Origin of the sequence: Vibrio gigantis, assembly GCF_024347515.1 — a bacterium.
GTDB lineage: Bacteria > Pseudomonadota > Gammaproteobacteria > Enterobacterales > Vibrionaceae > Vibrio > Vibrio gigantis.
In genome coordinates this window covers 1,195,912-1,210,641 of sequence record NZ_AP025493.1, presented here as the reverse complement: position 1 = coordinate 1,210,641, position 14,730 = coordinate 1,195,912, and the positions used below count along the sequence as shown (strand labels likewise).

General features: G+C 44.0%; 12 protein-coding genes. 5 read left to right on the top strand and 7 right to left on the bottom strand.

All coding sequences use genetic code 11. The features are described from left to right. Positions 1-3 precede the first annotated feature (3 nt). From uhpC to OCV56_RS21460, 3 genes are all read left to right on the top strand, one after another. Positions 4-1,344 (top strand): MFS transporter, encoded by a 1,341-nt coding sequence (gene uhpC / locus OCV56_RS21470; protein ID WP_086714559.1) that lies wholly within the window; start codon positions 4-6, stop codon positions 1,342-1,344. 295 nt (positions 1,345-1,639) lie between these two features. Beyond that, complete coding sequence (manA, locus tag OCV56_RS21465) at positions 1,640-2,845, top strand: mannose-6-phosphate isomerase, class I (RefSeq protein WP_086714558.1); 1,206 nt, start codon at positions 1,640-1,642, stop codon at positions 2,843-2,845. Positions 2,846-3,048: 203 nt separating this feature from the next. Then, positions 3,049-5,964 carry an alkaline phosphatase family protein gene (locus tag OCV56_RS21460; protein ID WP_086714557.1) on the top strand — a complete coding sequence of 972 codons (2,916 nt, stop codon included), beginning with the start codon at positions 3,049-3,051 and terminating at the stop codon, positions 5,962-5,964. A 27-nt stretch (positions 5,965-5,991) separates the two neighbouring features. Here OCV56_RS21460 and OCV56_RS21455 read toward each other — a convergent pair whose 3' ends face one another. The 7 genes from OCV56_RS21455 to OCV56_RS21425 all read right to left on the bottom strand — a co-directional run bounded on the left by OCV56_RS21455 (position 5,992) and on the right by OCV56_RS21425 (position 13,412). Further along, on the bottom strand, positions 5,992-6,462 hold the full coding sequence (locus tag OCV56_RS21455) for a GNAT family N-acetyltransferase (RefSeq protein WP_086714556.1): 471 nt from the start codon (positions 6,460-6,462) through the stop codon (positions 5,992-5,994). A gap of 140 nt (positions 6,463-6,602) precedes the next feature. Continuing rightward, complete coding sequence (locus tag OCV56_RS21450) at positions 6,603-6,860, bottom strand: YdcH family protein (protein WP_009846137.1); 258 nt, start codon at positions 6,858-6,860, stop codon at positions 6,603-6,605. Between the two features lie 173 nt (positions 6,861-7,033). Next, complete coding sequence (gene trhO / locus OCV56_RS21445) at positions 7,034-8,023, bottom strand: oxygen-dependent tRNA uridine(34) hydroxylase TrhO (protein ID WP_086714555.1); 990 nt, start codon at positions 8,021-8,023, stop codon at positions 7,034-7,036. A 741-nt stretch (positions 8,024-8,764) separates the two neighbouring features. After that, positions 8,765-10,639 (bottom strand): alkyl sulfatase dimerization domain-containing protein, encoded by a 1,875-nt coding sequence (locus tag OCV56_RS21440; protein WP_086714554.1) that lies wholly within the window; start codon positions 10,637-10,639, stop codon positions 8,765-8,767. 105 nt (positions 10,640-10,744) lie between these two features. Then, positions 10,745-11,656: a LysR family transcriptional regulator gene (locus OCV56_RS21435; RefSeq protein ID WP_086714553.1), complete on the bottom strand. Its 912-nt coding sequence runs from the start codon at positions 11,654-11,656 to the stop codon at positions 10,745-10,747. Between the two features lie 164 nt (positions 11,657-11,820). Continuing rightward, positions 11,821-12,156 carry a 5-carboxymethyl-2-hydroxymuconate Delta-isomerase gene (locus tag OCV56_RS21430; protein ID WP_086714552.1) on the bottom strand — a complete coding sequence of 112 codons (336 nt, stop codon included), beginning with the start codon at positions 12,154-12,156 and terminating at the stop codon, positions 11,821-11,823. Positions 12,157-12,263: 107 nt separating this feature from the next. Then, the gene (locus OCV56_RS21425) at positions 12,264-13,412 is read right to left on the bottom strand and encodes an aminotransferase-like domain-containing protein (protein WP_086714551.1); all 1,149 of its coding nucleotides are present in this window, start codon (positions 13,410-13,412) and stop codon (positions 12,264-12,266) included. A gap of 115 nt (positions 13,413-13,527) precedes the next feature. Here OCV56_RS21425 and OCV56_RS21420 point away from each other — a divergent pair, with 115 nt between their 5' ends. Next, positions 13,528-14,397: an AraC family transcriptional regulator gene (locus tag OCV56_RS21420; protein WP_086714550.1), complete on the top strand. Its 870-nt coding sequence runs from the start codon at positions 13,528-13,530 to the stop codon at positions 14,395-14,397. A 24-nt stretch (positions 14,398-14,421) separates the two neighbouring features. Beyond that, positions 14,422-14,664 carry a hypothetical protein gene (locus tag OCV56_RS21415; protein ID WP_086714549.1) on the top strand — a complete coding sequence of 81 codons (243 nt, stop codon included), beginning with the start codon at positions 14,422-14,424 and terminating at the stop codon, positions 14,662-14,664. Positions 14,665-14,730: the final 66 nt, after the last annotated feature.

Below are 14,730 nucleotides of genomic sequence, written 5' to 3'. Positions count from 1 at the left end.
AATATGTTTGGATTTCTGCGCTCAACAACGTCAAAAAGTCATACTCTAAGCGATGATGAGGTCAATCAGAGTTATCGCTACTGGCGTCTTCACATCATGATAGGAATGTATGTCGGCTATGCTGGTTTTTACTTTACTCGTAAAACCTTTAATTATGCCGCCCCCGCAATGATCACCGACCTTGGCTTGGACAAAGGCGACATCGGTCTAATTGGCACACTCTTCTATCTTTCTTATGGTTTATCGAAATTTATCTCAGGCACAATCTCGGACCGTTCAAATCCGCGTTATTTTATGGGACTTGGCCTAATCGCGACAGGCTTGATCAATATTGCGTTTGGGTTTTCTAGTTCGTTAGTCGCTTTTATTTCGCTTTGGGTACTGAATGCGTGGTTCCAAGGTTGGGGCTGGCCGTCATGCTCTAAGTTATTGACGACTTGGTATTCTCGCTCCGAAAGAGGCTTTCGCTGGGCAATCTGGAATACAGCACATAACGTTGGTGGGGCGCTTATTCCTATTCTTGTGGGCTATCTAACGCTGCAATTCAGTTGGCGAGCTGGGTTTATCTGGCCGGGTGTGATTGGTGTTTTTATTGGTCTTATCGTCTGTTGGCGTTTACGTGACAAGCCTACCACCATGGGGCTGCCGACGGTAGGGAAGTGGCGCAATGACCATTTAGAATTGGCGCAGGAGAGCCATGGACAAGGGTTGAGCTATCGAGAAATCTTGAAAACCTACGTATTTAGCAATAAGTACATTTGGCTGCTCGCCTTTAGTTATGTGTTGGTTTACATCGTAAGAACGGCGGTTAACGACTGGGGGAATTTATATCTAACGGAAGAGCACCATTACAGCTTAATAAATGCGAACGCAGCTTTATCTCTGTTCGAAATTGGTGGTTTTGTTGGTTCACTTGTTGCTGGATGGGGATCCGATAGATTGTTTGGTGGCAACCGTGGCCCAATGAATATTCTGTTCGCGATAGGTATATTCCTCTCGGTATCGGCTTTATGGCTTATGCCTTTAACCAACTTTGTGTTTCAAGCTGCTGGCCTATTTTGTGTTGGTTTTTTTGTCTTCGGCCCTCAAATGCTTATTGGCATGGCAGCCGCGGAATGCTCGCATAAAGACTCTGCCGGGGCCGCGACAGGCTTTGTTGGACTGTTTGCTTACATGGGTGCGGCGCTTTCTGGTTACCCATTAGCGCTCGTTTTAGAAACTTACGGTTGGAGTGGCTTTTTCATTACCATCTCTACGTGCGCTGCTGTTATTGGGTTACTGCTACTGCCTTTCTTACAAGCTCAATCACCTCAGAAAAGTGCAGAGGCGCGCTCTGGCTTTTAACGAGCCTTCTAGATAACAAGATAGTCGCTAGTGTTTGTGTTGCAGATGCTTGTATCGCTGCTGTAACCAGCGTGATGCAAGCAGCTATCTGATCCAGTGCTTCTGCTCGTGACATTCAAATGTGACTCTTTTCACGCTTTTCATCTGTCTCACCCGTTTCTAAGAATTTTTCCTATTGCGTCTAAGACCTCATCTCATGTGGGTTTTAGGCGCGCTCTGTAGTCTTTCTAATTATTTACGTTATTAGAAATCAGCTCTCTGAATTGTGTTCAAAGGGCTCACTACGGAAAAAGTCATGTCACTCAGCCACTTCTCAGAACACTCATTTTTCCCTATGGAAAACACCATCCAAAATTATGCATGGGGAAGTATTTCTTCGATACGTGAACTGTTTGGCTTTAAGAATGAGTCACAAGAGCCACAAGCGGAAGTTTGGATGGGAGCACACCCGAAAGGTTGCTCAATGGTTAATCTGGGCCAACATTTAGTGCCCCTATCTGACCTGATTAACAAGAATAAACCAGCCTATCTATCAAGCGAGATTGCGCAGGAGTTTGGTGAATTGCCATTCTTGTTTAAGATCTTAGCGGCAGAAAAGGCGCTATCTGTTCAAGTTCACCCAAACAAGCATCAAGCTGAAATTGGTTTTGCGAGAGAGGAACAAGCAGGGATTCCTCTAACTGCAGGGCACCGCAATTACAAAGACTCTAACCACAAACCTGAATTGGTTTACGCGATCACTGAATATCAAGCGATGAATGGCTTTCGAGAATTCGATAAAATATTAGTTTTGTTCAGACAACTGGGCTCTATCGAACTTGCTGATTTGGTCGATGAGTTTGGTAACAATCTTGACTCTCTAGGTTTAGAAACGTTTTTCCGTGACCTTTTAACTCTAGATGACCAACGTAAACGCCAAGCATTAGAGCAACTTCTGACTTACGCAGCCGCTCACCAAGATCAAGCTGAGTTTGCTTTGGTTGTTGAGCTTAGCCATCAGTACCCGAACGACATCGGTCTGTTTTGTGTTCTGCTTCTTAATTTGATCACATTGAAGCCGGGTGAAGCGATGTATTTGAATGCGAATACTCCGCACGCTTACATTAAGGGGACTGGGCTCGAGATTATGGCGAATTCAGACAACGTGTTACGTGCTGGTTTAACGCCAAAGCACATTGATGTCTCCGAGTTGGTTGCCTGCACAGAGTTCAAACCGATCCCGTTTGAACGCTTGTTATTAGCGCCCTCAACATTAGGTCAATGTGATAGCTATGATATCCCGGTCAGTGATTTTGATTTCAATATCTTTCATCGCCCTCAGCAAGAAGAAGTGATCACAAGCGGTGCTGAGATTTTAATGGCAATAGATGATGATTTAACGCTAGTGAGCCAAAGAGGTGAGCACTTAACCCTTACGAAAGGGCAATCGGTATTTATCCCAGCTTACATTGGTCATTACGAATTGAGCAGTAATGGCCGTGTTGCAAGAGCGTTTAATTGAAGAAGTCGCTTGTCGTATAACTTTAGAAAGTTCTCGGGCGTTGGATATGGGGTAAAGCCGTGGAGATATTAGTGATACTAAATATTTAATAACAATAAGAGTTCATTGAACTTAAAAACAAGCGTTCTCATAGGTTGACTAATCAATGCAAGCTGAAACAATAAGCTTAATTTATAGAAGTGTGTTGATCTAAAGGAAATTTGATGAGCTCTTATTCTCACGTCCGCAGTTACGCAAGTTTATTTAGTGCCCTATCGTTGGCGGTTGCTTCTGCCCCGAGTGCCGCTGATATATCAACGACACCTGTCATTGGTGGCGTGTTTAGTTCCAGTGAAGTGCTGAAAAACCAGGTGCTTTCAAGCCTGAGCTACTCGGCCAAACTCACTCGTGATGCGGCACTTTTTACGATTGGTGGTGTTACATTAGATGCCTATATTCTCGCGTTACCACTTGATGCTAAAACGAAAGCTAGGGTGATTGCGCAATTATCAAATCCTACTTACTCAATTCCTTTGGGCTATTTTCTCTATAGTTATTACGACCGCTATTCAGGTCTGGGAAGTGAAGATGTATTCAAAGCGTATCTGTCTACAGTCTATGATGAGAAGGCTCTAAAAGGCTTTGAACATAGCCTCTATTACGTCGGTGATGAGCCAATCTTAGCGCATCACGAGCCAGATACGTCAACCGAAGCAACGGGCCATCATGAAGGTATTCGTATTGATGAGCAATTCATTGCCAATATGGTTGTTATCTACGACGCGCTATTTGAAATCGGTGTTTGGCAAGATATGGATACGCTGCCGGAGAGCTATACCTACTTAACCAATAGCTCTGAAGATTTAGCGATCATCAATCAGATTCAACCGATCATTGTCGAGTTGATAGGTAAAGCAGCATCCGGGATGGACGAAGGCGACATGAAATCAGCAATGCTTGCGATTGCTGAGGATGATAAACCCGAAAATGCCAGTAAGCCAAACAACAAAGCACAAGCGCTTACGATTACGCTTATTGATTTTGTGCGCTTGAATTTACTTAAAGCCTATCGTCAATTTGTTTATAAAGAAGAACGCGCAGAAGCGCTCGATGATTGGATGCAACAGGTATTTTCTGAACAGCCTGATACGCTCATTCAGTTTCTAGAATCCCAACAGAACAAGCGTTTTGCGGTTCAAGTGACCGTCGATGGTTTACAGCAAGGCTTGATTGAGGGCTTGGTCAATGAAGATGCGCCTTTCATTTCGGTTGCTTACCAGAACCATAAAGACCGAGCACAATATAAACCTCAGATAGAAAAGGTGATCGAACCTGAGCATCAGCAACAAGTAAGGTTCATGGAAGTCCTGTCTGAACAAACCTATCGTGACCCACATTACCTGCCTTTCTTTAAAAAGCTATATCAAGAGCATAGAGACAACATAAGCCGAGTCGGTATCTCTTCTACTCCTACAATTAGTGTTCGTAATCTGCCTATCATTAAAACGGGCGCTAAAGTTTCTGGCGAAGGCGGTACAGGAGTGCCTAACTTCCACTTTGTTGACCGAGATATCGACAGAGCTTATTACTTCTTTGGAAATGATGCTCTGCAGCTGGATGTACTAATGGCAGACAACAAGGTACAGACGATGTTTGATCGTCTCGGTTATCTTAAGACTCTGAATTGTAACGCTCAATACGATTGGAATGCCCATACAACTTACGATGGTCTTGTAAACTTAGGTTTGGGGGAGTCGTTACGTGATTATGGTGAGAAGCGCTGTGTTAAGGAGCTTCAAGAGCGTTCTGAAGTAGAAGTGGTTTTGCGAGAAAAGCGTCAAGCTTTGATTGAAGACATTGAAGCGTATCAGTCTATCTCGGGTTTTGATTTGTTCACTAAGTTTTCTAAGAAGGCCCAGGTTAAACAATCAATCACTCAGTTTGCTGAGTTAGATGGAAAAGGGATGCCAGACTACACCTTGGTTTATAACCCATGGCCGGATCACTTTGCGCACTTTACGGGGCCTTTTAGTGACGAAATTCTGATGCCGACTGGAGAGCTTAACCGACTGGACTATTGGATACGTCAAATTGAAGCGACCTACCGTAGTGCTGGCGTTTACGATAAAACGCTATGGGGGATGGCTGGGGATCATGGTTTAACGCCGGTGTTCTATGCTCTTAATCCCGAAAAGCAGGTATTTGAAGGTTTGCAAGCAGAGCTAGAGTATCCCATTGTGGTTAAAAAGATATCTTCAGACGAGGGTGAAGGGCCTAAAATTACCAATGCGTTGAACTATCCAAGCTCTAAGCATGTTGATGTAGTGGTTGCTTCAACCGCAGGTGGTAATTTTATGATGGATTTCTTTAATTCAAAGCAGGGCTGGCAGATACAGCCTGTTTATCAAGATTTGATACAGTGGACACCCATTGCCGCGCCCGAAGATGACAGCATTAATGTTATTGATGAGATAGCAAAACGTTTACCTGAGAGTCTCGATTATATGGTCGTCAGAGAAAGCACGTGTGATGAACAAGGTTGTGCTGTTCGTGTTATTGGTAACCGGGATTTAGAACGGGTCGATGAATTGATCACACGCGAAGGTGACAAGCTTTTCTATGAGTCGCTAGAGGGCAACCGAGCGCCGATTTTACTTAATACCCAAAGGCTCAATCCATATCTTGCATCGCCAAGCGAAGTTGATTTTGCGCGGTATTCTCGATTGGTCGAGAAGTGTATTAACCGAGCGATTAAGGCGGATGTGACAACATGGTGCAGCAGTGCAGAATGGACCGCATTAACGCAGCCAACGCCTCGACCAGACTCTGTGAACCAGCTGGCCAATATCTACCTTGAGGATAGAGCCGGTACCATTAATTTGTTCCCTAAGGCTGGTATTGGGTACAACACCAAGGTACCGGGGCGTCATGCTGGTGAAGACTATTTAGAGAAAGATGCATTCATCGGATTCTGGGGCTCTCCAATTGGTGAGAACTCATTACCATTAAAGATTGAAGCCAATGGATCGTTAGCACCGACTCTCTACGAGTACTTGACCGGAGAACCTGTGGTTGCAGGCGAGAATGGTTGGGGCTTCCCTTCATTGCTGGATAAATTGGATATTTCTTCGGGTCACTAATGTTTTACTCTCTCCCTAATTAACCGTTTATAAATGGTTATTTAGGGAGAGAGCCATTCCGACAAAATCCGTATCACGATCATCAACAACCTGATAGCCAAGCGCCTCATAAAACCTAATGGCATGAGTGTTACATCTAAAGCTCGATAGAGTGATCTGGCTTCGTTGCTCTTCTATGGCTCTCTTATGTATGAGAGTCATCGCTTCCTTACCAAGCGAATGACCTTGGTGTTGAGGGAAAATGATTAGCAGATGAATATGGTATGCGTTGTCATAAAGCTTAAAACAAACTAGCCCTGCTCTTTCACTTTCACGATATATCCAATGAAACCAAGAGGGATGGTAATCGTTTAACAATCGTTGGCGTTGGAAGTCGTCATCCCAGCCGAAAACACTATTTACGTGTATGAAAATACCTTGTTTAACACACGCAAATAGTTCTTCAAATTCAGAATTTGAAACAAGCTGGAGTTGTATGTTTTCTTCTTTCATTGCCACTTTGCTTCCTTATCAATTACCTTAGAATAAGCAAACGGTAACATAATTAATGAAGCCGAATCGGCTTAGATTTACGATGTTTTGAAACCAAAAAGCCATGCGTAGTACATGGCTTAAAATAGAGTTTTGGACTGATTTTTCTAGACGATCTTAAGTGCGTGGTGGCGAGTGAGCTGCTTGTGTAGCGAGTCTTTTAGCTCCATGCGTTCTACTTTGAGATTGTGCATGCTGTCGTCATCGATAGGGCTGCCAGAGATTTCTAGCTGGCGGATGTCGTAGTCAAGTTGGTGGTATTTCTGCATGTCTGCTTTGAATTTTTCGTCGTCGTGGTTGAGCTGAACAATGTCTAATTTAAGATCTGGGAAATCTAAGATAAAGGCATGGTTTTCATTGAGCATTGGCACTTCCTCGTTCATCAAATTAACTTCAGTATAGAAGTAATTTTTCGAAAGAAATGTGGTTCAAAACACAAAGCCGTAAAGCGATCAAAAAAGGGCACAAACTCGTAGGATAGTCCTCGAACTTGCGCCCTTTATAATGTTCATAGCGATATATTTATACAGCAGTTAGCTTACTTTGCTTTCTTGCCTGAGCGCTGCTGCTCTTTGTGGGCAAGCTTCTCTTTTTTGCGTTGCTCGATAAGGTGAGCAGCTTCGCCACCTACGTGTGTTTCGCCACGCGCATTTGATAGCTGAACTTGCTTTTCACGTTCACGGAAACGCGCTTTTTGCTCGTCGCTGTGCTTATCAACACACTTAGGGCAGCTTACGCCTTTCTCGAAGTGCTCAGAAGCTTTGTCTTCGTCAGTGATTGGCAAGCGACAAGCGTTACACACATCGTAGCCGCTCTTTTCTAGCTGGTGGTTAACAGCAACACGACCGTCAAATACGTAGCAATCGCCTTCCCACATGCTTTCTTCTTCTGGTACTTCTTCTAAGTACTTAAGAATGCCGCCTTCAAGGTGGTAAACCTCATCAAAGCCTTGTTCTTTCATGTAGGCTGTTGATTTTTCGCAACGAATACCGCCAGTACAGAACATTGCAACTTTCTTGTGCTTCTTAGGATCAAGGTTGTCTTCAACGTATTGAGGGAATTCACGGAAGGTTTCCGTATTTGGGTTTACGGCATTTTTGAATGTGCCGATGTCCACTTCGTAGTCGTTACGAGTATCAACTAGAATCACATCAGGATCAGAAATTAATGCGTTCCACTCGTTTGGCTTAATGTAAGTACCCACAACATGGCGTGGGTCGATGCCTTCAACACCCATGGTTACGATCTCTTTCTTAAGCTTAACCTTGGTGCGGTTGAATGGTTGTTCTTCGTTGAACGATTCTTTGTAAACAACATCAGCTAAGCGAGAGTCTTGTTTGAACCATTGAAGAAGAGCGTCGATAGATTCACGCTTACCCGCAACGGTGCCGTTGATGCCTTCACTCGCAAGTAGCAAAGTACCGCGAATTTTGTGGGCTTCTAGAAGCTCTGTCAGTGGTTGGCGAATTTCTTGGTAATCATCAAGTGCTACGAATTTATACAGAGCACATACAACATATTGAGACATGGTTTTTCCTTTCTGCGAGCTGGAACGTAAATCCAGAGCGGTTGCCTGTTTTGATCAAAACTTAGTATTTAACTCAGTTTTATCTTGCTGGCTTATTAAAATCAGGCGCAGTATAACCAAGGCAGTGCGGGACAAAAACCAACCAAACGTAGGGCTATTTATCACTTCAATGAGTATGGTTTAGGTTTCAAGAACGTCGATTTTATCTTTGGATTTGAATATCAATGTAGAGATTACAAATGAGTCGACAGGGTTAATTCTTGATGTTTTGTTGCGTTCGGCTGAGCTTTGTTCAACCGCATGGGTGTAACAGGCATACCATAGAAGTCGAACTTGCTTCCGACAATTTCGCCCACCCCGTATTCTCCCGAGCGTGCCAACCACCACTTTTGGTCGATGTTGGTAGATAGAGGAATGTGGTGCTGCGGGATATTTTACTCATCTGTAAAGGTATCTTGGAGCTGTGAATCAATCTCTGTGGGATACAAGGGCGTGCACTCTTCGACCTGTATTCTGGCATTATTGTGAGTCGCGTTTTTACGAAAGGCACTCAGTCTCAGTGCTCGCAACCCATTAATTATGTTTTTCGTATCTTCTGAGTTCATCAAGTTCAACAGTTGAGCCAACTCATTATTGGCAGTGTTTTCATGTTTCTTTTCTCGTGAAGGTTTATTTAGCGCTAAAAAAAGCGGCTCCCACAGGAGCCGCTTTGTCTATCGATTAATAATGTTAATGTGGCAGTTAATTAGGTAAAACTAGGTTGATGTCATTCGCTTTGTTATGGTCAAACAAGCTGAAGAACGTATCTACAGATTTACTGTCGCCTTTGATGGTTGCGTTACTTACGTCACCTGAATTGAAGTAACCCAGCACTTCTAATTTTTTACCGCTCAACGTTGCATCTGCGTTCGGATCTTGCTGTAGAGAGAAGACGGCAATTTCGTTACGTACCGTGTAGTTAGCTACTTCTCCGGTATCAGATACGTTGATGTTGATAGATAATTCTTTTCCTTTTGCACGTTCTGCATTGAGGTTTACACGTTCTGTTTCTAGGACTTTGGTTGTTGGTAGAACCTTAACGATGGCTGGATTAGCAAAGTCCCAAGCGACAGAGCGATCTAATGTGCCGTCGAGTTCTGCTGCGTTAGAAATTGCATAACCTCTCCAGTAGATGTTGGTTTGAGCATATCCCCATTCACGAAGTGCTTGTGCTTTTAAGTCACGAGCTTCCATGTTGTCAGGATCGGCATTATTTACATGAGTAAGCACTTCAGCTGCCCAGCCGTAGTTTTTCTCCGCATAGGCATCGCGAGCAATCTCCACAACCTTATCTTCACCACCCATAGCATCAATATAGTCTTGAGCCATTTCCTTTACGCCGGGGCGAGCGAGTTTCGTTGCATCGCCATCCCACCAACCGAGGTAGCCGTTGTAAATGTTGCGAACTGAATGCGCAACGGTTCCATAATATTCGCCTAACCATGGGTCGTTGGCGAGATTCTCTGGCAGTATCACTTTTTCTGCGAGTTCATCACGCTTAATACCGCGATTGATATTGTAGATTGCTTGGTCGTGAACAAATTGAATCGCATCGCGATAGTTGGTTATGCGTTGGTTGATAAAGTCGTGGCCAACCCACGCTCTCATGTGAGACCCACTGTAGGTGTTCGATTTTTCTGCGTATTCTGATAACTTGTCGATACCTTGATACCATTGCTGAACGTCACGATATTTGGTACCACGAAGCGTGTACAAGTTCGGGAATGTTTCACCTTGAATCGTTTCGCTGCCGTGTACGTGTTTATATTGCGGGAAGTAGATATCGATTTCGTCATCTCCAGCATCGCCGTAAGCACCAAAAATTTCCATATCGATACCCGACACGTTGATTTTCAATGGTTCGTCATTGCTGACTAATACATTTGGCATGAAGAAAGATACGGGGCCAGCTGTGAACGTTGGACCTAATCCGAAATGAGCTGGGCGACCTTTTTCTCCTCCTGGTAGGTAAACACTCGCGTAAGCCGTTCGTTGAGTCAGGATTTTTCCTGTCACACCAACATCGTTTACTAAGTTAGGGATAAAGTTATCGGATGCGATGATTTTTACTTCGCCTGATTTAACTTGCTCTTCTGTTACGCCCCAACCAGCGGCACCAAAGGCATGGTCTGGGTGGCGGTGGGTATAAATTACGGCTTTTACCGGAAGTTTTGAGAACTGGCTGAATGCATCCATTGACTCTTTAGCAGCAGTATCATTTTCGCCTGGGTCTACAATAATAAGACCATCATCTCCCACAGCAACAAGCGTAGAGGCCAGTTGAAAACCTGAAATCGAGTACAGTTTCCCTGGAGAAATTTCTTGAATCTTTGGCGCCATCTGCTTTGCAAACTCAGTCATAGCGACTGGCATGTATTCGGAACTTTCGGTAAACGCTTTGTTGTGTTCAGCGTCTTCCCACACCACTTTTGCTAAGTGGCTTTGTACAGAGTCATTAGTAAAGAACGTTGGGTCTGAACTGCGGACTAAATTTTGGTCCATCGCGAACGCTGAACTAGCCGTGGTTGTGAGGAGGGCAATGCATATAGATTGGGTTAAAAAACTAGAAGCTTTCATGTCTGAATCTCTCTAAATTTGCGGACTCGACCATTCGGCCCGTCGATGAGAGAGATATTAAGAGTTGGCAGTTAATCAATCGATAGGGTAAAACTTAAACATCAATTAACTTTTGCTTAATTGACGGCGCTCGATGGAAGCTTGTAGTGCATCTCTTAGCCATTTATGGCCTGTGTCATTGTTCTGAGAGTGGTGCCAAGTCATGTAAATAGGGACGGACTCAGCCTGAAAGGGCAAGTTAAAAATCTGATATTTACCGGTCTTGGTTACTTTGTCTGCTAACGAACGAGCATTAACGCACAGCCAGTCAGTACTTTGAGCAAGTATTAAACCTGTTAGTCCAGAGCCCGTTTTGTAGGCCACTTTTCTTGGTGGAAGTCGCTCACAAGCAACGGAGTTGAGCGTGTAGTTATCCATTCTTTGCGTTTCCCACAAAATATGATGCTCAAAGAAAAATTGTTCAACGGAGATACTGCCTTGTATACGTGGGTGATCGATGCTCAGTGCGACGATAAGTTCTTCTTCAAACAGCTTCAGGTTGTGATAGCCATGCTCTTCCAGAGGAACAGTTGATAAGATCACGTCTACCTTTCTTTGCCTTAAATCAGCTTGTCGAGCTTGTTCGTCGATATGTTCAATATCGGCTTGTATGGTTGTGTTTGGGGCGTGCTGCTCTCGGTATTTGGTTAGGCAAGGGAACACTAAGATATCAATGTCTTTGTGGCTGGAGATTCTGAAAGTACGTCGACTTGTTTGAGCATTAAAATGCTGTCGTGATTTAGCGCCGTTAATTAACAGGCTTAAAGGCTCTTGAACTTCCGCATGGAGTTCGACTGCAAAGTTGGTTGGGGAGATGCCTCTACCTTCTCGTACGAACAAGGGATCTTTGTACTGATCTCTTAATCGGTTGAGTGACTGACTAACGGCTGGTGCTGAAATTCCCAATGCTTCTGCTGCAATATTGACGCTACGGGCTTTCATCACAGCATCGAATGTTTTTAATAGGTTTAGATCCATGTCTTTCGATCTCTAAAAGCTAACTGTTAAGTAACACTTAGCAGTTTAATTAATAAATCGAAAGTAAATCTTATCAAAAGTAATGATGGGATATTTGATATGCGGCTGCCATGACTTTGAGCAACGCGCGAATAGAGGCACCTAAATTATTCGAACAATAATACTCAAACTAATACTTTTGAATAGCTCGCTCGATCGATATCAATGATCTCGACGGTGAGTGAAGCACTCGATAATGACAGGGTAAGTAATTGATTTAAAATGGACTCTGACAGCCTAACTTTATCACTCTCCTGACGACCTGATAAAATACGTACTGAGACATGAACGAAGTCCTCTTTTTCCTCGCCTGTTTGATAGTGTTGGTAAGCAAGGCTGCGCACCTTGATGTCTTCTCCCGTTGGCGAAAATAATTGAGACTCCATCGCACCAAGAAAAACGCTTTGATTGAGGTGTTGGGCATCAATAGTTTGTGAGTGCTCGATAATACAATGAGGCAAAGTGGCTTCCTTGTGAGAATGTTGGAGGCGGTTTGTAATAAAGGCCAGAGCTGAGTAACAACACTGGCCTTAAGATAACAATTATAAGTAAGCGGCGCTTACTGTGATTAACGTTCGTTAAGCACAGTCGCTAAGCGTTTCACCGCTTCGGTTAGTTCTTCTGGATTGGCGTTGGTGAAGTTTAAGCGTAGGGCGGCTTTGGCTTCGTCGGCCTTTGGATAGAAAACTGGGCTTGGTACAACCGCTACACCATTCGAAAGTAGAGTTTTAGCCAGTTCGAAGGTGTCGCACTCTGGAATTTCAACCCAAATGAACATCCCGCCATCTACGGATTTTAATACACAGTCAGTAGGCAGTTGTTTTTCTAGTTCTGAAAACAGCACTTCATAACGAGACTTGTACAGTGTGCGAATGTTTTCCATATGCAGGTTGAAATCTTCATGTTTTAGAAGACCGACAAGCAGCGCTTGCATTGGTACACTTGAGTGTAAATCCGCGCCTTGCTTCACTTTGATCAGTGGCTCAAGGTAGCTGCGTTTACCTGTTACCGCGCCAATACGTAGACCTGGCGATGCAATCTTAGAGAATGAACGAAGAACGATAGAGTTATCAGGGCAGAACGAAGAAACCAACGGCAGTTCAGTACCAGTGAAACGTAGCTCACGGTAAGGCGCATCTTCAATGAAGGCCACGTTGTATTTGATACACAGCTCAGCCACTTTTTGACGAGTTTCTGTTGCCCAGCATACACCTGTTGGGTTGTGGAAATCTGGCACGGCATAGAACATTTTTGGCGCTTGTTCTGCAAAGCACGTTTCCAGTTCATCTAGGTTCGGGCCAAATTCTGTTTGAGACACGGTTGCAATGTTTGCTTGAACTAAGCCAAACACCTGCATCGCACCTAGATAGCTTGGCGCTTCCATCACAACTACATCACCCGGGTCAACATAGGCACGAGCAATCAAATCCAAACCTTGCTGAGAACCTGTACAGATCATGGCCGTGTGAGATTCTGGCAATTGATAGCTTTGTGTTAGGTGATCAAGCAACGGGCCATAACCTGCGGTCGAACCGTATTGGAAAACTTCAGGCATGTTCGCTAGGTTTTCTAGCGTAGGCTTCATTAAATCGATAGGGAATGTTTTCGCATCGGGTAAACCACCGGCCAACGAAATAACATTTGGATCGCTTGCGGCTGCGAGGATCTCTCGAATGTATGAAGATTGAATCTGTTGTAATGACTGTGCGATTTCCATGTGTTGTGTCTCGTCGTTTATCGTTTTTATTCTATTGCTTGATATTACACGGCAATTGTAAAAACTGGCGTGTCCGTTTATGCTCTTAAACATGTCCATTTATGCTATTTAAACGATGTCGCGTCAACATATATCCCGAATCAATGATGTTTTGTTCCATATTCACCAAGACATCAGCCAGCCTTTGTCGGCAAAAGCGCTCTCTGAGATCGCTGCGTATTCTGAGCAACACTTTCATCGCACTTTTAAGAGTGTGGTTGGGGAGTCATTGCATCAGTACATTCGACGCACTCGAATGGAGTATGCAGCTAATCAATTGATGTTCGATACCAGCTCGTCGGTGGTAGAGATTGCCAGTAAGTGTGGTTTTAGTTCTGTGTCTTCGTTTAGCCGAGCGTTCAAGGCAACCTTTAACATGTCACCCGGAGAGTGGCGCAAGCATGATTTACAGGTTGCAGAAAAACCTTACCTGAAAGATCCCGAAGTGGCGGCGGGCTATCAAAATGTCGCGCAGCGGGAATTGCCGGAACCTAAGATTGTTGAAGTGTCAGATCGAATGGCAGCCTATGTTCGACATACTGGCTATAACCGATCTATTCGTAATGCGTGGTTGATATTGAAAGCGTGGGCGAACTCTGAACAGCGTGATTTTTCGAGTCAATTTGGCTTGCATCACTCCAATCCCGCTTGGGTCGAAATGGATCAGTGTCGCTATGTAGCGTGCATCGCGATTGATGAACCGATTAAGTATCGAAGTGTCGTCAATCAGATGGTGATTCCCGGCGGTTTGCATGCTGTGTTTCGACTTAATGGCCGCTACGGTGAGTTGCTACCACAGATCAGTATGGTATTAGAAAAATGGTTACCGGCCTCTGGTTTCAAACAGCGCTCGACTCCCGCGTATGTGCATTATCATCGGAACCATTTTCTCAATAGTGATGAAGTGTTTGAGCTTGATTTCTATCTGCCAGTGAGTTTTTATTAGTAACCCCATTTTTGAGGAAAAATTATGTATCTCGTTTTGTATTGTCACAATATCGGCATGACCGATTTCTCTTTTTTTGAAACAGAAGATTTTGACAAAGAAGATGGCTATATCGTGAGAGGTAAGTGGCCGAACGAGAAAGCGTTTCGTGATTACTTAGTTAAAGAGTTCGGTGATATGAGTGAGTTTCAAGTGATCGACTTAATCGTCAAAGGCGCAGAAGCAGAGCACTACTCGGCAGAAGAGTTGATGCGCTTAGCTGTCTAGCCGTTAGCTCTGTAATCACTAGCTTCGTAATATCTAGCTCAGTAACATCCGTCAAATAACCGAATA